The sequence below is a fragment of the Acetivibrio cellulolyticus CD2 genome (assembly GCF_000179595.2).
GTDB lineage: Bacteria > Bacillota > Clostridia > Acetivibrionales > Acetivibrionaceae > Acetivibrio > Acetivibrio cellulolyticus.
The window spans coordinates 16,315-41,505 of the sequence record NZ_JH556653.1 but is presented as its reverse complement, the minus strand read 5'-3'; the positions used below and the strand labels follow the sequence as shown (position 1 = coordinate 41,505).

19 protein-coding genes are annotated in these 25,191 nt (G+C 35.4%); 12 read left to right on the top strand and 7 right to left on the bottom strand.

Annotated features, from left to right (window positions below; all coding sequences use genetic code 11):
• Window positions 1–84: 84 nt before the first annotated feature.
• The 4 genes from ACECE_RS30900 (at window position 85) to ACECE_RS0202430 (ending at window position 2,880) form a co-directional block, all read left to right on the top strand.
• The gene (locus ACECE_RS30900; RefSeq protein WP_010243828.1) at window positions 85–261 is read left to right on the top strand and encodes a hypothetical protein; all 177 of its coding nucleotides are present in this window, start codon (window positions 85–87) and stop codon (window positions 259–261) included.
• 180 nt (window positions 262–441) lie between these two features.
• Window positions 442–699 carry a hypothetical protein gene (locus ACECE_RS0202440; RefSeq protein WP_010243826.1) on the top strand — a complete coding sequence of 86 codons (258 nt, stop codon included), beginning with the start codon at window positions 442–444 and terminating at the stop codon, window positions 697–699.
• A 175-nt stretch (window positions 700–874) separates the two neighbouring features.
• Complete coding sequence (locus ACECE_RS0202435; protein ID WP_026073669.1) at window positions 875–1,462, top strand: RNA polymerase sigma factor; 588 nt, start codon at window positions 875–877, stop codon at window positions 1,460–1,462.
• A complete protein-coding gene (locus ACECE_RS0202430; protein ID WP_010243822.1) occupies window positions 1,459–2,880 on the top strand; it encodes a GerMN domain-containing protein in 1,422 nt (473 codons plus the stop codon). The genes ACECE_RS0202435 and ACECE_RS0202430 overlap by 4 nt, the downstream gene beginning before the upstream one ends.
• Window positions 2,881–3,066: 186 nt before the next feature.
• Here ACECE_RS0202430 and ACECE_RS0202425 read toward each other — a convergent pair whose 3' ends face one another.
• A complete protein-coding gene (locus ACECE_RS0202425; protein WP_010243820.1) occupies window positions 3,067–4,026 on the bottom strand; it encodes a hypothetical protein in 960 nt (319 codons plus the stop codon).
• Window positions 4,027–4,245: 219 nt separating this feature from the next.
• Here ACECE_RS0202425 and ACECE_RS0202420 point away from each other — a divergent pair, with 219 nt between their 5' ends.
• The 6 genes from ACECE_RS0202420 to ACECE_RS0202395 all read left to right on the top strand — a co-directional run bounded on the left by ACECE_RS0202420 (window position 4,246) and on the right by ACECE_RS0202395 (window position 11,629).
• Window positions 4,246–5,454, top strand: a complete 1,209-nt coding sequence (locus tag ACECE_RS0202420; RefSeq protein WP_010243819.1) for a putative glycoside hydrolase — start codon at window positions 4,246–4,248, stop codon at window positions 5,452–5,454.
• Window positions 5,455–5,775: 321 nt separating this feature from the next.
• Complete coding sequence (helD, locus tag ACECE_RS0202415; protein WP_010243817.1) at window positions 5,776–8,091, top strand: RNA polymerase recycling motor HelD; 2,316 nt, start codon at window positions 5,776–5,778, stop codon at window positions 8,089–8,091.
• Between the two features lie 68 nt (window positions 8,092–8,159).
• Window positions 8,160–8,723, top strand: a complete 564-nt coding sequence (locus ACECE_RS0202410; RefSeq protein WP_162862465.1) for an isochorismatase family cysteine hydrolase — start codon at window positions 8,160–8,162, stop codon at window positions 8,721–8,723.
• Window positions 8,724–8,789: 66 nt separating this feature from the next.
• A complete protein-coding gene (locus ACECE_RS0202405; protein WP_010243815.1) occupies window positions 8,790–9,236 on the top strand; it encodes a GNAT family N-acetyltransferase in 447 nt (148 codons plus the stop codon).
• 34 nt (window positions 9,237–9,270) lie between these two features.
• The gene (locus ACECE_RS28955; RefSeq protein WP_010243814.1) at window positions 9,271–10,089 is read left to right on the top strand and encodes a class I SAM-dependent methyltransferase; all 819 of its coding nucleotides are present in this window, start codon (window positions 9,271–9,273) and stop codon (window positions 10,087–10,089) included.
• A 232-nt stretch (window positions 10,090–10,321) separates the two neighbouring features.
• A complete protein-coding gene (locus ACECE_RS0202395; protein ID WP_010243813.1) occupies window positions 10,322–11,629 on the top strand; it encodes an S-layer homology domain-containing protein in 1,308 nt (435 codons plus the stop codon).
• Window positions 11,630–11,730: 101 nt separating this feature from the next.
• Here ACECE_RS0202395 and ACECE_RS0202390 read toward each other — a convergent pair whose 3' ends face one another.
• Window positions 11,731–12,894 carry a phosphoglycerate dehydrogenase gene (locus ACECE_RS0202390; RefSeq protein ID WP_010243812.1) on the bottom strand — a complete coding sequence of 388 codons (1,164 nt, stop codon included), beginning with the start codon at window positions 12,892–12,894 and terminating at the stop codon, window positions 11,731–11,733.
• Window positions 12,895–13,681: 787 nt separating this feature from the next.
• Here ACECE_RS0202390 and ACECE_RS0202385 point away from each other — a divergent pair.
• On the top strand, window positions 13,682–14,317 hold the full coding sequence (locus ACECE_RS0202385) for a cation-transporting P-type ATPase (RefSeq protein WP_010243811.1): 636 nt from the start codon (window positions 13,682–13,684) through the stop codon (window positions 14,315–14,317).
• Window positions 14,318–14,485: 168 nt separating this feature from the next.
• Here ACECE_RS0202385 and trhA read toward each other — a convergent pair whose 3' ends face one another.
• Complete coding sequence (trhA, locus tag ACECE_RS0202380) at window positions 14,486–15,133, bottom strand: PAQR family membrane homeostasis protein TrhA (RefSeq protein ID WP_010243809.1); 648 nt, start codon at window positions 15,131–15,133, stop codon at window positions 14,486–14,488.
• A 151-nt stretch (window positions 15,134–15,284) separates the two neighbouring features.
• On the opposite strand from trhA, the gene ACECE_RS0202375 reads away from it, so the two are divergent.
• Window positions 15,285–17,099, top strand: coding sequence for a MutS family DNA mismatch repair protein (locus ACECE_RS0202375; RefSeq protein ID WP_010243807.1), 1,815 nt, complete (start codon window positions 15,285–15,287; stop codon window positions 17,097–17,099).
• A 105-nt stretch (window positions 17,100–17,204) separates the two neighbouring features.
• Here the strand turns inward: ACECE_RS0202375 and ACECE_RS0202370 are convergent, their stop codons facing one another.
• The 4 genes from ACECE_RS0202370 to ACECE_RS0202355 all read right to left on the bottom strand — a co-directional run bounded on the left by ACECE_RS0202370 (window position 17,205) and on the right by ACECE_RS0202355 (window position 24,972).
• Complete coding sequence (locus ACECE_RS0202370) at window positions 17,205–19,370, bottom strand: DNA topoisomerase III (protein WP_010243805.1); 2,166 nt, start codon at window positions 19,368–19,370, stop codon at window positions 17,205–17,207.
• Between the two features lie 290 nt (window positions 19,371–19,660).
• A complete protein-coding gene (locus ACECE_RS0202365) occupies window positions 19,661–22,261 on the bottom strand; it encodes a hypothetical protein (RefSeq protein ID WP_010243803.1) in 2,601 nt (866 codons plus the stop codon).
• A 547-nt stretch (window positions 22,262–22,808) separates the two neighbouring features.
• Complete coding sequence (locus tag ACECE_RS0202360; RefSeq protein ID WP_010243801.1) at window positions 22,809–23,981, bottom strand: NAD(P)-dependent malic enzyme; 1,173 nt, start codon at window positions 23,979–23,981, stop codon at window positions 22,809–22,811.
• 40 nt (window positions 23,982–24,021) lie between these two features.
• Window positions 24,022–24,972 carry an L-lactate dehydrogenase gene (locus ACECE_RS0202355; RefSeq protein WP_010243799.1) on the bottom strand — a complete coding sequence of 317 codons (951 nt, stop codon included), beginning with the start codon at window positions 24,970–24,972 and terminating at the stop codon, window positions 24,022–24,024.
• Window positions 24,973–25,191 lie beyond the last annotated feature (219 nt).

The following is a 25,191-nucleotide window of genomic DNA, read 5'->3' as shown; positions in this document are numbered from 1 at the left end:
TTATACGTTCACTGGCATAAATAAATTAATGTAAATAGTGGTAAACTTCTTAAAAATGGTGAATAGAATGTAAGGGGTGATAATATGCAAAAATGGTGGACTTGTCCTAAATGCAGAGATCACAAAATGATAGATGTAAACTGTAAATTCGTAAGATGCTCGGGGTGTGGACGTAATTTCGATGAAAATGATAAAGAGGTTTACTTATGTGTATCACTTGATGATATAAATTCCCAAAGTACGGAATATGATTTACGTTAGAAGAGCCGGAGGGCTCTTTTTTTTGGAGTTTGTTTTAATGTCATCAAAAGAAATGGTATACTGTTTTTAGTAAATTTTATCTTGTAAGTTTTTTAGTATAAGTAGAGCTTTTTAGGATTAAAGGTTATCGTAGGATCTCTATATATGATATAAAATAACTTTATGGAAGGATTTAAAGTAATGGAATGTAGAATAGGATGTGCTGCATGCTGTGTTATTATATCAATATCATCGCCAATACCAGGAATGCCTGAAGGAAAGCCTGCGGGTATAAGATGTATCCAATTGACAGATGATAATAAATGTAAACTTTTTGGTAAACCTGAACGTCCGGCTGTGTGTTTAAGTTTGAAGCCATCATTAGAAATGTGCGGTATGGAGTGTACTCACGCTTATTCCTACCTTGAGGCTCTTGAAAAATCTACGAAGCCGGGCTAATGTAAATTTATACCTGTATAGCTTACGCGATTATTGCATAATACCTTATATATGTCCAACGTTTAATAGCAACGGTGAAGATGCGAATATAGTCTGGAGTAACGGTAATAAAAAATTTTTTTTATTACCGTTACTCCAGACAATTTAATGAGTATAATTATATAAAACATCACATATGATTGGTGTGTTTACTATGAACAAAGACAGAGACAACATGTTGGTTGAGAGTACCTTAAAAGGTGATGTGAATTCTTTTGAGGAGCTTGTTTCATTCTATCAGGGCAGGATATTCAATTTTCTTTCAAAAATGACAGCAACACGGGAGGATGCAGAGGAAATAACCCAGGAAGTTTTTATTAAGGTGTATAAAAACCTCTATAAATATAATTGCAAATGGAGTTTTTCTACATGGATATACCGTATTGCCGTTAATACGCTGCGGAGCGAGTACAAAAAAGTAAAAAAGGCAAAGAATATCGACTACTATGCGAGTATACCTGAGTTGCCTGCAAGTTTTAGCGATTATCCTGATATAGCTTATGAAATAAAGGAGCAGCGTGTGGAAATCATAAAGCTGATTGATGGCCTGAAAGAGGACCAGAAGACAGCATTGCTTTTGCGTTGTATGCAGGATTTCTCGTTTAAGGAGATTGGAGATATACTCGGAATTTCACCCGAAGCTGCAAAAATGAAGATACAGAGGGCTAAGCAGACTATATGCAGAAAGTATGAAGAACTGCAAGAGAGGGGTAGAGTAAAATGAAATGCAATTTCAGCGTTGAAGATATAATTAAGTATACGGAAAATCAGTTGTCGGATGAGGATAATAAGAGAATAAGGGAACACTTAAATTATTGTGAGAAATGTAGAAGGCAATACGGAGTACTTAATTTTACCGAAAGCTATGCAAAAGAGAGTTCTCCAATAAATGAGAGCATTAGAAAAAATGTAATGGAGGCGATTGATTTGAGTAGATATAGCAAGGACAAGAAGGTTTTAAGAGGTTCAATCTATAGAGCAATGCCTGTAATAAAGCCTTTATTGGCAGCGGCAGCGGTGTTCGTTTTGGTATTTCTTGTTGCATCAAATTATAATAACTTTAGAGGAATGATGGGCAATAGCAACAAGACGGGTGTCATGGCCACTGATTCTGCTAGTAAACCCCAAAATACCGATGAGGGTATAGTGACTCCAGAAACGACAGATTCAGGAATTGAGGAATTAGTTGATAAGAAAACTATTACCCTTTATTATGGAAACGCTAACGCTGATGGAGTGGTTGCAGAGAAGAGAGTAGTTGAAGTTGGAAAAGACATACAAATCGAAAGAGTGGTATTTGAAGAATTGCAGAAAGCACCAAAAACGAAACAATTGCATTCAACAATACCTGAGGGGACAAAGCTTATATCGGTGGTAACCGAGGATGGAATTTGTACGCTTGATTTGTCTAAGGAATTTGTAGATAACAGTCCAGGAGGATCAGCAGGAGAATCTATGACTCTATGCTCAATAATCAATTCATTGACGGAACTTCCAGGTATTAACAAGGTGCAGTTCCTGATAGAGGGGCAAAAACAAGAGGTCTATATACATGCGGTATTTGATGAACCTTTTGCAAGAAATGAAGAGATGATTAAAACTCTGGATGAATCATCTATAAATATTTCAGGTGAACCATTAGACGATTATTTGAAAAGCAGAAATGAAATTGCTATTACTGCTATTAAGGAAAAAGATATGAAAATGCTGGCGCAATTAGTGCATCCGGTTAAAGGCGTACTTTTTTCCCCATATTCCAATATAGATTTAGAAAAAAATAGGGTGTTTACTCAGGGGCAAATATCTAATATGCTTAAGTCCGAAACAATATACAACTGGGGGGCATATGACGGAAGCGGCGAGCCTATAAAATTGACATTTGCACAGTATTACGATAAATTCGTATATGATAGGGATTTCAAAAATGCAGAAAAGATTGCTTACAACCAGTTGCAACAGAGTGGAAACATTATTGTTAATATTAAAGATGTGTACCCGGAAGGCCAGTTTTATGACTACTATTTCTCCGGTTTTAATCCCGAATATTCAGGAATGGACTGGGAAAGTCTGAGATTGGTATATGAAAAGTATAATGGACAGTGGTATTTGGTGTGCATAGCACATGGGCAATGGACAATTTAAAAACATTTGCTTTTTCTTTGCACCGTTCTGGTAAAACGATTGTAATGAAAACACTGTATTGTTTGATTTGTAGAACAAAAAATAAAAGGCATGGAAATAGATGTAAGAACTATAATGGATAAGATAAAACCAGCCCGAAGAATTGGAACTTTGGGCTGGTTTTATCTTATAGGCTTATTAGAATAACTAAATTTTTTTGATTTTATCCTTTAATGCAACGAACTTATCATTTAATTCGGTGCTTAAATCATACCTCATGCCAGCATCTATTGCTATGAGGGCATCCCTGCGCAAACCTGCTTGTATAAGACAATCGGCTAGGTTATACCAATTTTGGGGCAAATCGGGTTCTTTTTTAACTCTCTTCAAATAGTAGGGAACAACATGGCTGGAATAATATGTACTTATATCATTTGATGGTTCAAGTTGTGAGCCGTTCCACTGAAGTAATTCAATATTATAGGCATCATTTTCTTTCCTTTTCCATACTGCAAGTTTTACTTCAGATGTACTTCTATCACTGCCAGGTAATTTTAGGACTTGCAGTCTATTGCAGTTTACTGCGAATAACTCGTTAAATTTGTCTTTATCGAGTGAGTAGCCACGCAGGACAGAATCCTTGTCTTGAGATGATAAAGCAATTATCAGCTGTTTTCGTCCTTCGCCAGTCAGATCTACAACATCCCTGTAGCTAATACTCTCATACTCTGGAGTGGCAATTTCGGCTACTTTATACCAATTGTCAGTTTCTTTCTTTAGTATAATAGTTTTTACTTCGTTAACATGCCTGAATGATGCTATCAATTCGTTTCTTGAGTCACCATCTATGTCTGCAAAACTAATACTTTGAGAGCTTGAAGGGCGTTTGGGTGTCAAGATAGTGCTGCCTTGAGGTATGAAATTAGCCACAATCTCATCATAGTTCTCAAGCGGCTGCTTTTTCAGTATACCTGATAATTGCCTGTTTAGTCCATTAATTAGAACTTCAAAAGGGTTTTTAACAGTTAAAGGTTTGACATCAGTGGGTCTTCTTGGCGGAAAAGGTTTTATGGGGAATTTTTGCCCTATTTTATTAGAATCCCCATTTGGCTTTGATAATAGCATTCTACCAGCTAGAGCAACTCCGACTAAATGTATTGGAAACATAGCTTTTGTCTCCTTTTGAAAAGATATTCTGGTGACATTATATGATATTGATTAAAAATGTGTTAATGCCAACCGGAAAAATTTTATGTTTCTTAAGCTGTGATAAGTCCATAAACTGCTATTGTACTTTAAAACTATGTTTGATATAGTATTATTATCAAAAAGGCATATCTTATTATTCTTGAACTTCAATAAAATAAATATGGGGGTTTTTTACTTATGAAAAAAGGCATTGTAAGAAGCATATCGCTGTCGATTTTAGTGTGTGTAATTGCATCATTATTGTTTGCTTGTAACTCAACCAATGTAACCCTTGTAACTCAAGATCAAAATCAACCTACTGTTACCCCAAATTCTACTGCAGTACAATCAACTAATGGTAATGTTGTCGCTGAAAGTACGCCAACAAGTACCGCTGAAAATTTGAATGCAAATCAAAAGAAAATTAAGGCTAAAGGCTTATATTTAACTGGCTCATCAGCGGCGTCAAGGCTGGATCACTATATTGAGCTTGCAAATACTACAGAGATAAACAGCTATGTAATTGACCTTAAGGATGACTATGGTATTGTAAGCTATGACTCTAAAGTTCCTTTGGCATCTGAAATAGGTGCAATCGAAAAGCTCTTTAATATTGATACACTTATAAAGAAATTACACGAGAATAATATCTATGCCATAGCGAGGATTGTGTGCTTTAAAGACCCTATATTGGCAAAGGCCAAGCCTGAAATGGCAATAAAGAATACACAGGGCGGGCTTTATGTTCACAACAAAATGAACTGGGTAAATCCATATAACAAGGATGCATGGCAGTATAATATAGATCTTGCAAAAGAAGCTCTTGCAAAAGGCTTTGATGAAGTACAGTTTGACTATATCAGATTTCCTGATGGAAAGAAGAGCCAGATGGTTTTTGATGGCAAGGATGATAGAGAGCTATATGAAGTTGTAAACGACTACCTGGCTTATGCAAGACAGGAGCTTCCAAATGCGATAATATCGGGTGATGTATTCGCGATTATCTTAGAGAGCCCTGGTGATACTGAGGGAATCGGACAATATTTTGAGTATATCGGTAAAGACCTTGATTATTTGTGTCCAATGGCTTATCCATCACACTATGCTAATGGGCAGATAATTAATAACGTTAAGTTCCCAAAGCCTGATTTAGATCCTTATGGAGTAATCAAAAATACACTCTTAAAAGCAAAATCAAGATATGAAAAGGTTCAAGGAGACAAACCGATTTTGAGAACCTATCTGCAGGACTTTACTGCAACATGGATAGGAGCAGGCAATTGGCAATATTATGAGGATGAACAGATTAGACAGGAAATACAGGCTGTGTACGATGCAGGGTATGAAGAGTGGTTCTTGTGGGATCCGATGAACAAATATAGAGAAGGAGCATTTAAAAAGGAATAATAATTAAGTAGGAATGCTGAAAATTTATTTTCGGGTATTCCTTAACAAAATAATAAGCCGCCCTATGGGCGGCTTTAGTTTTACTATGATATACAGTTCAAAGAGAACTATAAATAGTATAGGATGTTATAAAGCTGAAAAATATAGAGCTTTATTTTTTTTATTCTTTCAAATATAATTAAATTCCTATTTAAAAATTAATGAGTGTCACGTAATATGATTTTAAGGTATAAGTAGATAAGAAATGTTTAATACTTAATAGACTAAAATTTGGAGTGTTAAAAAGCGCTAGTACTATTAATAATGGGAGGTACATGAGTTATGGCTGCGGAAAAGCATTCGGCGTATAAGGAAGAGCTGGAAAGGTGTAATTATACACTTGGGTATGTTGAAAAGAGCCTGGAATCGACTGTTAGGAAGAAGGAGCGATTAGACAATGATATTGATAGTGTACAAAAACATTTTACTTCAGAAAACAGCCAGAGCTATATCGATCTAATGATTAATACGACAATTAGGGATACGCTAGCACTAAGACTCAGAAATCTTTTGGTAGCAAGGAGTAAACCTTATTTTGCTCGGATAGATTTTAAAGAGAAGGACAGCAGCAAAAGGGAAAATCTATATATTGGCAAGATGTCTCTAATGAGAGATGAAGATCAGGAAGTTATTATTGTTGATTGGCGTGCGCCCATAGCGAACCTTTACTATGAAGGGAGAATAGGAGAGGCGGATTATTGGTGCCCTGGCGGCAATATAAAAGGTGAGCTCACATTAAAAAGACAGTTTGCGATTAATGAAGGTATTTTACAGGAGATTTTCGATATTGACATAACAACCAATGACGAATTCCTGCAAACATATTTAGGGGCAACCAGTGACAATAGACTTAAGGAAATTGTATCTACAATACAGGTTGAGCAGAACAAAATAATCAGGGCCGATATGTGGAAGCCCTTAATTGTGCAAGGTGCCGCCGGAAGCGGTAAGACAACTATTGCACTTCACAGGATTGCATATCTTGTATACACGTTTGAGAAATCCTTTGAACCTGAAAACTTCATGATTATAGCTCCTAACAAGCTTTTCTTAAATTATATATCTGAAGTACTGCCGGAACTCGGTGTTGAAAGAGTTAAGCAGACCACTTTTGAAGATTTTGCTATGGAATTGATAGGCAAAAGGTTTAAGCTTAAGGATCCCTTTGAGAAGCTTACAAAGTTTGTAAATCACAATGTGACAGAAGAGCAGATATATGCAAACCGTATTTTGAAAAAATGTTCTCAGTTTAAAGCGTCAATGCTGTTCAGAGAAGTTATGGATGATTACGTCAAGCATATTGAAAGCTCTTTTATCCCAAAGGAACACTTTAAAATTGCAAACACGGTGGTATTTAAATATGCAGAGATAAACGATTTATTTCTGAAACAGTATAAAAACTGGCCGATTGTACGCCGTATTGACGAAATAAAGAAGTATCTATCAAATAGATTGAAGCAGAAAAAGGACGTTATAATATTTAATCTCAACGAACAGTGCGATAATGTAATACGTAATTTAAAAGATATCATGGAAGACAGTGAAGACAGGCAAAGGCTGATAATTGAAGCAATTGACAAAAGGGATGCTGTGGTCGGCAAAATTGAGAGCTATGCTAAAAGTGCTGTAAATGAATATATAAAGAAGATATCAAAGTTTAGTCCATATGAGTATTATTCAGATCTTATTAACAATGAAGAGCTGTTTAACAAGCTTCTATATAGCAAGGCAGAAAAGGAATTGATTGATTATACCAGAAACCATACGAGAGAGACTTTGAAATCAGGATATCTGGAAATTGAAGATATTGCTCCGATAATATACTTAAAGTATCTAATACATGGAATGGATGAGAAAATACCTGTTAAGCATATTGTAATAGACGAGGGGCAGGACTTTAGTGCATTTCAGTTTTATGTGCTTAGAAAGATTGTAAAGGACAGCTCATTTACAATCTTGGGTGACCTATGCCAGAGTATTCATTCCTATAGGGGTATAAGGACCTGGCAGGATGTTGTGGATGATGTTTTTGAAGGCCAGAAGTGCGGATTCCTGACGCTAGAGGAGAGCTATAGAACTACAGTTGAAATTATGGGTGCTGCAAATACCGTAATAAGTAAAATTAAAGACCATGGTTTGGTGCTTGCAAAACCTGTTATAAGACATGGCGATAAAGTAAAAATAATTGAAAGGCAAAGCATAAAAGAGATTGCAGAGGATATATCGGCAAGGATTAAGCGGTGCAGAAGTGAAAATTTCAAAACAGCTGCGGTAGTTTGTAAGACTGTTGAAGAATGCCAAAATATGTACAAACTCTTGAAAGGTAAAATAGACGATCTGAATATAATAACAGGTAAGGAAGAAGAATATAAAAACAGTACACTTATTGTGCCATCCTACCTTACAAAAGGGTTGGAGTTTGATGTTGTAATAATAGCTGATGCGGGTATCGATGTGTACAAGGAAGATGAACTGGACATAAAACTTTTATATGTGTCAATGACGAGGGCGCTGCATAAGCTTTGTATATACTATAATGGTGAGATTTCGTCGCTGCTTGATAATGTGGGGGCACATTGTGAGCGAGACAGTAATTGATACCAAAAATCTCATTGATTACTTTTGTAGGAAAGGTATATAATGGGAATGAAAGTGAGGGGAAAATTATGGGTGATAAAAAAGCCGAAAACAATCAAAAGGTTTTATTGGTTATAGATATTCAGGAAGATTATACAGGGGATACTGCGACGCGTCCCTTCCCATACAAAGACTCTGATCAATTTATTGCCGGAGTGAATAAAATAATAGAAGCTGCATCAATGAAAAATATTATTGTAGTGTATATTAAACAAGAATTTGATAATTTTATGGGTAAGATGTTTTCGCAATTGTTTTGCGGAGGCACTGCTATTAAGGGAAGTCCTGGAGCACAGATTGATAAAAGAATTAATATCAAGTCCGACTTTTGTTTTTCAAAGCCAGGGGCGGACGCATTTTCAAGTGTAAAATTTAGAGAATTTCTCAATGAGTATAAGGTTAGTGAATTATATCTGGTTGGATTAGATGCCCAATTCTGCATCTACTCTACAGCAAAGGGTGCCAAAAAACATGGATATGATGTAACCATTATTAAAGATGGGATTATATTGATGGATGAAAAGAAATGGGATGAACTTTTAAAAAAATATGAACGTAACGGTTTTAAGCTTATTTCAAGTGTAGAATTATAACATTTAAACTTTAGGAAGTGTTGAAATCATATTACTAAAAACTAAAGTTCAATGTTGGAGGAAAAAATGATTGAGAAAGTGAGAAAAATAAAGTTTGAAGAGCTTAGTAACTTGCTTGAGCTATACAAGTACTTGAATCCTGAAGATCCTGAACTGAAAGTAGATGAAAAACTGGAAACGTTGTGGAATGAGATGTTTAAAGATCCTCATTATTATTGTTTGGTAATTGAAGAGGATGGTATAATAGTTTCTTCGTGTATACTGGTCATTATAAGAAATTTGACAAGAGACGCCAGGCCGTATGCATTGATAGAAAATGTAGTGACACATGGGCAATACCGCAAAAAAGGATATGGAACTGCAGTTCTAAAAAAAGCAGTTGATATAGCAAAAGAAAAGAACTGTTATAAAGTTATGCTAATGACAGGCAGAAAAGAAGAAAGCACGCTTAGATTTTATGAAAAAGCGGGTTTTGAAAAGGGGCAGAAAACTGCATTTATTATAAGGTTTTAAGCAGTGAAAATAATTTTTGCCGGGGAGTACATAAATGGATTCAAAACAAAAAATGAGGGGATTTAGAAGCCCTGATATTAAGGTCTATCATGAATTGCAAGGCTATTCCAAAGGTCAAATATATGAAGGCTTTATTGGCTGTGGTGGTTTATACCTGGTATCTAAAATGCTTAGATTAATGAATATCAAAAAAGGCGGAATTATTCTTGATCTTGGTTGTGGTTTTGGATCAGCAGCTTTATTTCTTGCAAAAAAGTTTGATGTTACAATTATTGCAGTAGATTTGTGGAATTCACCTCAAATGCTGGTAGAAAGGGCCAATGAAGAGGGATTCATACAAAAAATTATTCCCATGCAACTTGATATAACTAAAAATATACCATTTGCAGAGAACTATTTTGATGCGATCTTTTGTATGAATTCACTGTTTATGTTTGGCGGAGAATCAGACTTCTTAAAAAGGTTGTTTGGTACCTTAAAAGCTGGGGGAACACTTTGCATAGGAAGTGAATGCTTTAATAAGGAGCCTGATTATGAGGTGATTCCTGAAGTTTATAATTTCGATTGGGATTGGAGTGTATGGGATGGTTGCTGTTCAAAGTATCATTCACCTGAGTGGTGGCATTCAATGATAGATAGTACAGGAGTTATAGACATCCAATACTGTGAGGAACTTGATGACGGAAGGATATTGTTTGAAGATTTTGTTATGAATTATCAGGATTATGTGAGTAAAAACATTATTGATATGGGTGCGGTAATACCCCAGGAAAGACTGGCCCAACAGGTTCAATATGGGATAGAATACGGATTATGTCCTACTTTATACATATTGAAAGGAGTTAAGAAATAGCTAGGGCTTTGAATTTTTTACAAATAAAATCGTACGATAACGTTGGTCAAGCGAAAACTATAGCATAATAGTAATATTTATTGTATAATAAAATGTATGAAGTGTTTATATCTTTAGTCTGTTTTGCAATTTAGGAATACTGAAAATATAAATTCAGCTATTCTTTAGCATGTCAGGGGTTTCTTAAATAATTATATTCTTTTAATATTCTAAAGAAGGAAGGAATCTATAGATGAATAAAAAGGACAAGCTGTTAAGTCTTAACAAAGTGCAGTGTATTGTAATGGTATTCATTTTAGTTATTGGTTGTTTGGTTACCTCGTTTACATACGCAGTAGAATCTTCTATGCAGGTAAATTTGGCTGCTGTAAATGGAGATCCGGGAACTACCGTTACTGTACCTTTGACACTTAAAAATGTTCCTTCATCCGGAATATATACATGTAGTTTTTGGGTAACTTACGATCCTCAAACTTTTACCTCTGTAAGTATAGCATCAGGAAATTTGATAACCAATACAAATGATTTTCACTCTAATGTTAACAGTGAAATGGGATTTGTAGCTATGACTTTTGAGGCACCAGCTGATGGAAGCAGAATGATAAAAAGTGACGGCACAATTGCACAAATCCAGTTAAAGATTAAGAGCACCGCATCTGATGGTATATACAACCTCAATTATAACCTTTCAAGGTGTGCTGTTTATGCTTCAGGAACAGATGAGATTACTGGTGTTATATATAATGGTGGTTCGGTAATAGTTGGAGATGCAACGCCAACTATAGCACCTACAGCGATAGCTACAGAATCTTCGATTCCGACAGTAACACCTTCAGCCATAGCAACAGTTAAACCAATATCTGTGGTAACAACTACAGCTACACCGACGCCAGCAATAACTACTTTAGCTGAAGTGACAATGATACCATCCACTCAATTAACACCAACACCATCTCCTGAGGTAACTATAACGCCGATTATAACAGGTGAATTAGCAATTCCCAAAGATATAAATACTCATTGGGCAAAATTATATATCACTAAGCTGATTAAACTGGAAGTTATTCAGGGGTATCCTGACGGAACAATAAAGCCGGACAATAACATAAATAGAGCAGAAGCTGTAACCGCTCTTATGAAGTCGAAAGGATATAGCCCATCAGAAAATGCAGAATTTAGCTTTGCAGATAGCAATGCAATACCTACATGGGTTAAGGGCTTCCTAAAAACAGCTTTAGATCTTAAGGTTGTAGGTGGATATGAGGATAATACATTTAGAGCATCAAGAAATGTCACAAGACAGGAAGTTGTTGTAATGCTTATGAAAACCTTCGGTTTTGAGGCTTCAGAAGGCCAAGACTTAGTAATTGCTGATGAAGGGAAAATTGCTTCATGGTCCAAAAAATACATCAATACAGCATGTAAATTAGGAATAGTAAAGGGCTACAGTGACAATACATTTAAACCAGATAAGAATGTTACAAGGGCGGAGCTTTTCACTATGATTTCTAAGTGTCTTGAGTACATGGAAAACCAATAACAGTAGGGAATAATGTGCTGAATATTTTGGAATATTCTCAAATAAAACGCCTGCAAGACTTATATTTTAAGTCTGCAGGCGTTTTCAGATCTATAGAAAGTTTATATAACTCTTACCATTCTAACACCGCTTATCGATTTTAATCTGTTAACTACTTCCTCTGATAGTGAGCCTTCGATATCAAAAATGGTATAACCTATTTTATCTCTATGACGGCTGAGCATGTCCCCAATATTTATTTTATACGAAGCTATGGTAGAAGTTATTTGTCCAAACATATTTGGTACATTGTCATGGGCAACAATTACCCTCCTATCCCCTGAACGTGCGAGTTCTGAATCAGGGAAGTTTACAGAGTTTTTGATATGACCTTTTTCCAGGAATTCACGCATTTGAACAGCAGCCATCATTGCGCAGTTTTCTTCGGATTCCGGAGTTGATGCACCGAGGTGAGGTATTGCGATTACCTTATCAAGACCTAACAACTCGTCGCTTGGAAAATCTGTTACATAGCAAGCAACAGTATCGTTTTCCAAAGCTTCAAATAGATCCTTATTCACAACAAGACCGCCTCTTGCAAAGTTTAATAACCTTACACCCTTTTTCATTATATTGAACAAATCTTTATTAATCATACCTTTTGTGCTATCCATGTAAGGTACGTGAATAGTAAGGTAATCGGATGTTGAAATCAACTGTTCAAGGCTTGTAGCTCTATGAACGCTGCTTGAAAGATCCCAGGCAGCATTTATAGATATATAAGGGTCGTAGCCTATAACATCCATACCAAGTGAAAGAGCATCATTCGCAACCATAACACCTATTGCTCCCAAACCTATGACACCAAGTCTCTTACCTTTTATTTCAGGACCTTCAAATTGGGATTTTCCTTTTTCAACCATTTTTTCAACTTCACTGCCGTTACCTTTAAGGGTTTGCGCCCATTCTATTCCTTTGAAGATTTTCCTGGAAGAAAGCAAAAGGGAAGCAATTACAAGTTCCTTAACTGCGTTTGCATTTGCTCCTGGTGTGTTAAAAACTACAATTCCCTTTTCTGTACATTTGTCTATAGGAATATTGTTTACACCTGCCCCAGCTCTTGCTATAGCCTTAAGATTGCCCTGTAATTCCATTTCAAGCATATTTGCACTTCTAACAAGAATTGCGTCAGGATTTGTCATTTCGGATGCTATATCATATTTTTCTTTCTCAAATACATCCAGACCTGTGGATGAGATTTTGTTGAGCGTTTGTAATTTAAACAAGATAATTCCCCCTAGTTTGTTATTTTTTTAAAATTACTTATAAATTCAACCTGTTTCTTATCACCTTCTAGCAAAATTCTTGAGAAGTCTATAAAATCATATAGAAGGTTTGCTTCTTCATGGGTTGATAGTCTATACTGGATTTACAAATAAAACAACACGGATAGTTTATTTTTTAACAAACTTTTTGCAAAAAAAACAACCTCCACCAAAAAGTATGCTTAAAAAAATAAATAGCCATATATCTAATCTTAGTTTGAATAAGATTAATCTTGAATTCTATTATACTACCATTTAGCTTCGTTCTTCAAGTCTTGATGGGAAAAGAAAATGTATTTTTCTAAAAAAGTTTCAATCTAGACAATCGATGCGATAACCAAGATAAAGAAAACTCAACAAGATTTAATAAAATGTTTACAAATTATTAATTGACAAGTTAATATTATTTATTATAAAATTAAAATTGTTAATAGGATATTTTTGTAAAGCTTATATAGATTTGCTGATATATAATTGCGCTTAGAATATTTATCCAGGAATAAAGGAAGTAACGGTCTATATATGTTACGGAAGGCAAACTGTGAATACGTTAGAGTTGCGGACGTTTAGTCTATAAGTCGTGAGACCCTGAAGCTTACTATTACGGTATGGGTGCGGGGGTTTTATTTAACTTTAGGCATAATTTTCTTTACAATGTAATAGACTAATTCTATGCGCTCCAAGGTTTCGCTAGCAACATTGAAAATGTGATACTGGATGTTTTTACATATTGGAAAGGAGAGGGTTTATGAATCTTGGTTCAAATGAAATAGCTTTGTTAAATAGAAATTCTATAGTAAGAGACCCAAACAGCCCTTCAAATTTGATTGTCGAAGAAGTTTACCTTGATGGGAAGCTTATAAAGGCAGAGTATGTCGATGAAGAAGAAAAGAGCTTTGGGATATTTATGCATTCCCTTGTACTTAGTAATTATGCTGAAGTTATTAAAATTAACAATAGAGAAGTTGATATAATAGGCGATGAATACGAAAAGGCAATTTTTCATTATGCTGCTTCGAAGGGGTTCGATAAGAAGCTTATTGAGACTATAGCACCAAAAGTAAATGAGCTTACGTTTGAATATGATAACAGCCTAAAAGTATCTACACATATAATTAATGAAAAGTTGAGAATAGTATCGAAAGGTACTCCGGAGGAGCTATTGAAGAGATGTTCTCACATATTGATGGATTCTAAATTCGTGAAGGTTACAAGGAAATTGTATAAAGAAGTGAATATGGTATTGAAAGATATGCTCAATAGATGCAGCAGTGTTTATGCAATAGCATTAAAAGATGTTTCGAGTATTTCCAAAGTGTTAACTAAGGATAAATATATAAACCATATGACTCTAGTTGGACTGGTAGGCATGGCTAGAGCTTAGCAAACTTAGTGTAGATAACCATTATTATAAAATATTTGTGCCTCGTAACATAGTTAATTTCCAGAGCTTGCGAGGACAAAAAATAACTTTCACTGTTTTGCTTAAGGCTTAATTGTACAAAAGGCCACGCACAGAATGAAAGTTATTTTTTGTTATTGATTACATCTTTTATTTATACATAAAGAAGCATATGCCGATAAAGTGTGTTAATGCCCCAAAAAATACGAATAAATGCCATACCATATGGTGATATTTGAAACCTTTGCGGGCATAAACAGCAGCTCCGGCAGAATATAGTGCTCCTCCGGCAAGAATAAGCCAGAAAAGAAGAGGGTTGGCTTTTTGGAAGAATAACGGCATGAAAATAATAAGTGTCCAGCCCATAACTAGATATATCATAAGCGAAAACTTTGGCATTGAATTTTTGGAAATGGACTTGTAAAGAATGCCGAATAAAACCATAGCCCATTGTATTGAGAGTATAACGATCGCTTGCCATCCACCTATGACAGATATTGCTATAGGGGTATATGTACCTGCAATTGCGACATAAATAAATATATGATCAAATATCCTCATTATTCTTTTGTGTTTTGTTTCATGCTCCATTATGTGATAAAACGTTGACATGAGGAACATTAAAAAAATTGACACACAAAAAATAGTGACGCCTACTACATCATATATTGAGCCTTTGGTGTATGCAATGATTGATACTAAAGGGATGGAAAACAGTACAAGCAGTGATGCTACACCATGGGTTATAGCATTTGCAACTTCTTCCCCAAATGTGAGTTTTAATGGTAGCTTTGACAATTGTACAACCTCCTTCTAAGGGTATAAAATAACTCTTGATTAAATGTACCATTTTCCCAAAGATATTTCAATGTTTTGAAATTAATTCTTGAAGTTTAAAGAGATAATATATATTATTATACAAAATACAAAATAGTAAAGGACTGAGTTAATGGTTGCAAAGGAGAGGTATGAAAAACGAAGGGATTGCTATTTAAGGCTAAACCAAAAACATGTTAAGGCTATAAATACAATTAGTAACTTAAGATTATTAGTGTTTATATCAGGTATTGCATTAACCGTCTTTTTATTCATAATTAAGTACTACATTATAATGGCTGCGATTTTTATAGCATTTGCGTTCTTGTTCGGTTACTTGATGGTTCAACATGATAAATTGTTTAAAGCTAAAATGTATTCTTCAATGCTTGTAAAAATAAATGAAGATTCTTTAAAGCGTATAAATGGAGAGTGGGATACATTCCTTGATGACGGCAAGGATTTTCTTGATGGGAATCACGAATATGCATATGATCTTGACATTTTCGGAAACAGGTCTATGTTCCAATGGATTAATGTTGCAAATACCTATTTAGGGCGAAAGGCATTAGGCGGATTGTTATCTGGAAGCAGCAAAGATGCAGCCCGCATAAAAATGCGTCAGGAAGCAGTAAAAGAGCTAGCCTTGAAGTTGGGGTGGAGGCACAGGTTTTTGGCTGAAGGACTGGTTGTGTCAAATAATATGAAAAACCCTGAAAAGCTTATTGATTGGGCCAATGAAGAACATTCATTTTACAGAAAAACATGGCTCAACATAATTGTAAAAGTATTGCCTGCAGTTACCATACTATCTTTAATACTGTCAATATGGATTTCGGCAATCCCTTACTACATACCAGCGATCTTGATAATTGTTCAATATTTTATATTGCGCTATAAGCGTTTGGAAAGACATGAGATTTTCAATACAGCCGATAAGTTTAACAAGGATATAAGAGTTTATTACAAAATGTTAAAGCTCTTTGAAAATAAGAAATTCGAAGCTACGTTAATAAAAGAAATTAGTACTAAGATGGCTGGGAAAGTAGCAAAGCCTGCATACGAGCAGGTAAACAGACTGGCAAAAATAATTGATTCTATTTCCAATAGACATGCTCCGTTTTATTTTGTTTTTAATATACTTACCCTTTGGGATTATCATAACATGATTACTTTGGAAAAATGGAAAGACGTGTCAGGAAGGTATTTAAAAGCATGGCTTGAAGGGATTGGTGATGTTGAAGCTTTAGCCAGTCTGGCAATAATAAACCATGATAATCCTGACTGGGTGATGCCGGAGATTTCGGAAGGTGACAAAGAGAGTTTTGAAGCTGTCCAGATGGGGCATCCACTTATAACATTAAACAGGGTATACAACAATCTAAATTTTAATTCGCCGACAAAGGTACTTCTCATTACTGGTTCAAATATGTCCGGTAAAAGTACGCTTTTGAGAACAGCTGGAATAAACCTGGCTCTGGCTTATACAGGAGCTCCGGTTTGTGCACAGGTTTTTCGTGCATCTATCATGGATATACATAGCTGTATGAGGGTTAGTGATGATCTGGGCAAAAGCATTTCCTCATTCTATGCAGAGCTTTTAAGGATCAAGGAGATTCTTAAGGAAGCCAAGGAAGGACGAAAAGTCTTTTTCCTTCTGGATGAGATATTCAAAGGAACCAATTCTAGAGACCGACATACAGGAGCAAGGGTTTTGATTGAGGAACTCAGTAGGACTAAATCCATTGGAATGGTATCTACCCATGATTTTGAGCTTTGTGATTTAGAGTTGAAGAACCAGAAGATAAGGAACTATCACTTCGAAGAGTACTATAAAGATAACAAGATCCATTTTGACTATAAGCTTCGTAATGGCGTTTCAACAACACGCAATGCCATTTATCTCATGAAAATGGCAGGTATTGATATAGATGAAAGTGCACTTTGAGTGTAAAAAATAGCTATGGCTTAGGGAGCATAGCTATTTTTTGTGTTTTCTATTATAGATGAAAAACTCTAAAACTAAATTTAGCTGCATTCGCACTTTTCCCAATTAGGATTTCCACTTGGCTAACGCATCAGCAAGTGCCGAGTTTATAGCTTCGCCTTTATCCTGTTGCTTCAAGAAACTTGTAACTTCCTTCTTGTTTACCTGCTCACCTTTACGCTTTTTGAAAGCATCCAGTTTTTCTCTATATCCACATGCGCAATAGAAGGATTTGTTTTCATCCTCACCACGGATTTCCATCTTTTTATGACATTCAGGGCATCTGGCATTGGATACTAGAGATATGGATTTTCTGAAGCCGCATTCGCGGTCAGGACACACAAGCATTTTACCCTTCTTGCCATTTACCTCCAATAGATATTTACCGCATTCACATTTTTCCCTTGTAACGTTATCGTGTTTGAAGACTTCATTACTGGAGACTACATCCTTAACAAGCTTTGTTGCGTAGTTTCTCATTTCAGAAACAAAGGTGTCCGAATTAGTTTTGCCCTTACTTATGAGGGCGAGCTGCTGTTCCCACTTGGCAGTCAGTTCAGGAGATTTCAGATCTGAAGGAACAATGCCTATAAGTTGGATTCCTTTAGAAGTTGGGAAAATCTCCTTACCCTTTCGCTCAACATAGAAGGTGTTAAACAGCTTTTCAATTATATCTGCCCGTGTTGCAGGTGTTCCGAGTCCGCTTGTGTTCTCTAGTGCTTCTCTCAAGGCTTTGTTTTCCACGAATTTTCCCGGATGCTCCATTGCAGATAAAAGGGTAGCTTCAGTGTATCTTGCAGGAGGCTTAGTCTTGCCGTTAACAGGTTTTACAGAGGTTAAAGCAGCCTTTTGACCCTGTTTGATATCAGGAAGAGAATGACTGTTTTCGTCATCATCGTCATCTTCTTCCAGTTTGCCAAATCCCTCATATACACTTTTCCAACCCCATGACTTCACAATCTTTCCTTTTGCATAAAATAGCTCACTTTTGACGTCTACCTTAACAGTAGTCTGCTCATACTCAAAAGGAGGGTTTAAAACGGCGATAAACCTCTTTACGATCAAATCATATATATTGCGTTCCTCTGTATTTAAAGAAGCCAAATTGACATACTGTTCAGTAGGGATTATGGCATGGTGATCTGAAACTTTGCTGTTATCTACGAATCGTTTTGTTACGACAATTTTGTTTCTTATTATGCTTTGCACGGGTTTGGCATAAGGCCCCACAGCAATGCTTTTTAAACGCTCAGTAAGTGTTGGTACAATATCGTCGGTTATATACCTTGAATCTGTCCTTGGGTAAGTAACTAACTTATGAGATTCATATAATTTCTGCATGATATTTAAAGTTTGTTTTGCAGAATAACCGTATTTTCTATTTGCATCACGCTGGAGTTCAGTCAGATCATAAGCTAATGGCGGAAGCTCCCTTTTGGCTTCCTTACGCACTTCAACAATTTGTCCGGTTTGTCCTGTAACTTTTGCTACAATATCATCAGCTTTTTTCTTATCAAATATCCTTGTTTGACCTGAAGCCTTATCCTGCCATTGGACTGTAAAGCCTTCAAAGCCAGCATTAATGCTCCAATAATCTTTTGGAACAAATTTTCTTATTTCGTTCTCGCGTTCTACGATCATAGCCAGTGTAGGAGTTTGAACTCTACCAGCTGAGAGTTGGGCATTGAACTTGCAGGTTAATGCACGTGTTACATTAAGGCCCACCAGCCAATCTGCCTCTGATCTGCTCTGAGCGGAGAAGAACAGATTATCATAATCCCTTGCAGGTTTGAGATTTGCAAAACCATCCTTTATAGCTTTGTCGGTTTGTGAAGAGATCCATAAACGTTTTATTGGCTTTCGAAATCCTGCCTTTATAATTATCCATCTTGCCACAAGTTCGCCTTCTCTACCTGAGTCTGTAGCAATGACGAGCTCGTCTATATCATCCCTGTGCATTAGGTTTTTTACAACGCCAAATTGCTTGGATGTTTCTCTTATAACAACAAGTTCCATTTTCTTTGGCAGCATTGGCAAATCTTCTATATTCCAAGTCTTATATCTGTCACTGTAGCTCTCTGGGTCGGCTAGTGTTACAAGATGTCCTAATGCCCAAGTTACTATGTATTTTGGACCAGCTAAGAATCCATTCCCTTTTTGGTTGCTGTTTAGCACTTTGGCAATATCTCTTGCTACGGAAGGTTTTTCTGCTAAAACTAAAGTCTTTCCCATTTGTATAATTTCCTTTCAACTTTTATCTTGTTAGTATATATTAGCACTATTATTTATCTAAGTATATAGTTCTATATTCACCACCATTAAGTTATAGCAGTATTATAGCATACACCCGGATAAGCAAACTACTTCGTAATATAAAAGTAATATTTTAACATCTCTTAGTTCGTATGAAGTATATTTGTTTATCATTGCCATCCATTAAAGGAAATGAGGGTTGACCAAATTTGGACAACCCTCACTTTATACCAATTTATAATTTTACTTATAGCTATGCACTTTAATAATTACTCGCATTTATCGATGTTGAAATTGATATCTTTTACTGCCTTCTTACCGATTTTTATTTTATCTGCATCTTGAATCGTGTGCACTGTTCCTGTTTTGCTATAGAAGCCTTCTGTCATGTAATCTGAAGTGTCATACTGACCAAAGCTCAATGTATAGTCACTTTCCGGTACTACATAAATTTCATAGGCAATTGAATTTTGACCTTCAGTAACGTTAAAATATTTACTACTATAAATATCATCATAAAAGCATTCAGTTGTGTTACTGTCACTGGTAGCTGTAACATAAAAGGTACTTGGAGCAATTTCTCCCCTATTTGCTTCTTCAATGTTAATAACACCTGATATTTTTACACCTTTTATTGCTGAGAGCTTTATGTCCTTGACACCTGAATTTCCAACCAATATTGGTGTAGCATCTTTATAATTGCCTACCATTCCTTTTTTGTTATAATAAGAGGTGCTTACATATTCATCCAGATCACCGTATAAGTTGAAACTAAGTTTGTAACCGTTTTTCAATCCAGGTGCAACATAAAGGGTAAATGGAACTTTGCTTTTACCGTCGGCATTTATACTTGTGTAGCTACATAGATCATCCATGATAAAATCGGGTGTACCATTTTCATTTATTGCATTTATATAAATACATAGATCGGATTTATTTACTAGTTTTTCAGGTATTTTCAATTCACCTTTGAGTTCAACACCTTTTAGGAGTGTAAGGTTAATGTTTTCTACAGTATCAGTATCCTTGTCAACTATTATAGGAGTAGCATTTGAGATGCTATAGCCCATTCCTGACTGACTGTAATATCCCTTGTTAAGATATTGAGTTTTTTGATCTGTATAATAGTCATAGTTTACAAAACAGCTTGTTTTTTCCTTAGGGTAAACTTCAAGAGTATAAGGTGCAAAATTTTCGCCTTCACCAATATAAATACTTCCATATGCTGAAATTCCATTAGTGCTGTCCTTAGTGGAAATATCAGTGGAAAGAGCGTTTAAGGATATTTGCAAACCGCCCTCAGGAGCTTTTTCACCATTAGGTAAACTTACTTTTCCACATAATTTAACACCCTGTAAAATCTTAAAATCTATTTCTTTTTCAAAATCAGAGATTTTTGTTGCATCTTGTATGTTAGCTGCTGTTTCGACAGAATTATAGTACCCCTGTTTGTAGGTTGAATACGTAGTATCCCAAAAACCATAATTTAGAACATAGTCTGTCTTCGAAGGATCTACCGTAATATAGAATTTTGCTGAGTTACTGCCACCTTCAATATAAGAATTAGCGTAATAAGAAGCATCATCTTCATAGTTTTCTGGTGTCATATTATCAGTCTGTGCGTTTAGGTCAATATAAAATCCTTCAGTAGGAACAGTCATTCCCTCAGGTATTGAAATTGTTCCTTTTAAAACTGCACCTTTAGCTAAAATTATATTAATATCAGTCACTGTTTCTGCTCCAACTACAACAGGTGTAGCCTTTGAAGGGTCAATAGTACTGCCATTTTTGCAATAATAGCCTTGGTTGAATAATCCTACTGTGTTTTGATCAATAGTATAATTCAAAATATATGATGTAGATTTTGAAGGTACAACTGTTAAAGAATAATTTACTGAGTTTTCCCCTTGAGGAATAATGCAGTTTGTGTAGCTATAATAATCGTCTTCCCAAATATCGGGTGTGCCGTTATCTGAATTTGTATTTACATATACATTTATACCGCCTTCAGGTGCTGTCATGTTATCAGGCAAATTTAATGTTCCTTCAATGTTTACGCCTTTAGCAAGTTTAATATTTACATTTTCTATATCCTGATCTTTAACATTTACAAGGGATGCATCTAAATTGCTAAGAACTGTTCCATTTGTATTGTAATATCCTCTGTTTAATACTCCGGGAATACTGTTTATATCGAATGACATACTGTAATCACGGTCTTCCAACACACTTATGGAATAAGGAAATGAATTTACTCCAACCGGAACTTCTATCGAAGCACTATTGTAATAGTCATCGTCATAGTTATCATCAGTATTGTTATTAGAATTAACAAATAGATTCATGTATCCGCCTTCTGAAGGAGTTACTATTCCTTCAGGAAGATACACAATACCTGAAATCGATTTTCCTTTAATGAAGTTTAGGTTAATATTTTCAGCATTACACGACATAACGTCGATTTTGGTGGAATCCAATTGATTCATAACAGTACCTGATTCATTGTAATATCCATAATTCAAAATGTTCTTTGGAAGGGTACCATAACACCAAAAACTTACAACATATCCTTTGCCGGAAGGCACATTCAAGGTATATTCTGCGTAACTGGTATTTTCTTTTAATAGGACTTCAACATTGTTCTCGAAGTAATTCTCATTTTCGGACATGTTAGTGTATACGCTAATAGATACATATGTGTCGTTAGATGCAACAATTCCTTTCGGAAGACAAACTTTTCCTGATATTGTTTTGTCCCATGTTTCTTGAACCTGTGGTTCATCCTCTTGTGCAAATGCAGGACTAAATAGAAGTAAAAAAACTGTAATCATCGTTAATGTAGAAATTATTCTCTTAATACTTGTCTTCATAAATAAATAGACCCCCTTTTAATATTTTTGATATATTTTTGATATTATTTATTTTTTATTCCCTAAATGCATTTTTATAATTTATCTCTTATGTATCACCTTCTCCCGTAAAAGTAAAACAAATTGATTAAACACTCACTTCTATGGCTGAACCCTTTTTTATATCCTGTTTTTAGTATAAAACAAAATAAAAGTAAAAATAAGATATCATAAGTCATAATACGATGTGACTAAAGTCATAATATTTTTAAAATAAAAAAGTCAGCTTTGCCGATTTATAGCTAAGGTATTTCTCTGCTGTAAAAAGCCTTTCGGTAGACTTTTTTGATGCCAGAAAGAAATGCAATTTCTTAGGCATTAAAAAAACGGGCACATATTATGACCCGGTTGGTATAGATATTTTGTGAGGATATTAATAGATAACATTTAAGTGCTTATTGGAAACCAAATCTTAATTGAAAAGTGTCCAAAGAAACTGAAAAAGAGAGAGTCGCTAGCTACATTTAAGTAGGTTTGCGACTCTCCCTTTTATTTTAAATAATAATTACTATATTCTAGCTACACCGGTTTTCCTTGCAGCTTCTTTAACAGCTTCCGCAACAGTTGAACCAACTCTTGGATCAACTGTTGCAGGGATAACAAATTCTGGATTTAATTCTTCGTCACTAACGAGAGAAGCTATAGCTTTTGCAGCTGCAATCTTCATTTCGTCGTTTATATCGCTTGCTCTTACATCAAGAGCACCTCTGAAGATACCAGGGAAAGCAAGTACGTTATTAATCTGGTTTGCGAAGTCTGAACGACCTGTTCCGATAACTTTTGCACCGGCTTCTTTAGCTTCATCAGGCATAATTTCAGGAGTTGGGTTTGCCATAGCAAATATTATTGCATCTTTTGCCATATTCTTAACCATTTCCTTAGTAACCATATTAGGAGCAGATACTCCAATGAAAACATCAGCACCAACAAGTACATCTTTCAATGTACCTTTGATCTTCTGAAGGTTAGAGATTTTAGCCATTTCTTCTTTTTCAGGATTGAGGTTGTCTCTGCCTTCGTATATAGCACCTTTTGTATCGCAGAGGATTACCTTTTTGAGTCCCATGCTCATCAAAAGTTTTGTTATTGCTATACCAGCTGCACCTGAACCGTTAACAACTACAGATATATCATTTATATCCTTTTTAACGATTTTTAATGCGTTTATCATAGCAGCAAGTGTAACAACAGCTGTTCCGTGCTGATCATCGTGGAAAATTGGAATATCACATTCAGCTTTAAGTCTTCTTTCTATTTCAAAACATCTTGGAGCTGAAATGTCTTCAAGATTTACACCACCGAAACTACCAGCAAGGAGTTTTACAGTGTTAACTATTTCGTCAACGCTTTTTGATCTTACGCAGAGAGGGAAAGCATCTACATCTCCAAAAGTTTTAAAGAGAACACATTTACCTTCCATAACAGGCATACCTGCTTCTGGACCTATATCTCCAAGACCGAGAACTGCAGTACCATCAGTAATAACAGCAACTAAGTTTCCTCTTCTTGTTAATGTGTATGAAAGATCAACATCTTTTTGAATAGCTAAACATGGCTCAGCAACACCAGGAGTATAAGCTAATGACAAATCTTCCTTATTTTTTACAGGTACAGTACTAACTACCTCAATTTTGCCTTTCCATTCACCATGAAGTCTCAAGGACTCTTTTCTATAATCCATCTTTCTTAACCTCCTATTTCATAAGTCTTTTATTTTATTATTATAAATCTTTTACTTCATTAAGAACAGCCTTAACACTTTCTGCAGAAGCTCTTAAAGCAGCTTCTTCTTCAGGTGAAAGAACAAGTGGTATTATACTTTGTACTCCATCTGAATTAACTATTGAAGGAAGACTTAATGCAACATCTTCAATTCCGTAGTTTCCATTGATTACACTACCTACTGTTCTGATAGTGTTTTGATTTTTCAAGAGTGTTTCAACTATTGCATTAACTGTGATTGCTATTGCATAGTAGGTAGCACCCTTGTTTTTGATTATTTCTGCACCTGCAGTTTTTACTTCCTGAGCAATTTGGATCTTGTCTTCAGCAGTAAAAATTCCGCTTGCACCCTGTGAGTACTCACTAATGCTCTGTCCTGCAATATGTGTAGCACTCCATGCAGGAAGCTGTGAATCACCATGTTCTCCAATAATATAACCGTGTACGTTTCTTACATCGACATTAAGTTTTTTGCTAAGAAGGTATCTGAATCTTGAACTGTCAAGAACAGTTCCTGAACCCATAACTCTGCCATTTGGAAGACCTGACCACTTAGAAATCATGTAAGTGAGTATATCAACAGGATTTGACACAACAAGAATTACTCCTGAAGTATAGTGCTTCATGATATTTGCTGTGATTTCTTTTGCTATCGATACATTCTTTTTAGCAAGGTCAAGACGTGTTTCACCGGGTTTCCTATTTGCACCAGCTGTGATAATTATTACATCCGCGTCTTTTACATCGGAATAATCTCCTTGGTAGACTGCCATCTGTCCTACGAATGCAAGACCGTGGTTGATATCCAAAGCTTCACCATAAGCTTTTTCCTTGAATACATCAATGAGAACTATTTCTGTGGCCATTTGCTGCAAAGCCATTGCAAAAGCTGTTGAAGAACCAACAAAGCCTGCTCCAATTATTGCTACTTTTGACTTACTTTTAATCATATAATTGCCCTCCGTTTACATATTAATATTTATCGCATAAAGTATAAAAGTGTATGTTTTTTTATCAGTACAAAAATGCGCATGATTAATATTTTAACATAATTTTTTTTAAAAGTATAAATCAAAATAACATGAAATTCAGATGAATTTGTCCAAATTAAGCGGATTTTTTAATCTGTTCCAGCATGGAAGCCAGTATCTTAATTTGGCTAATTACTA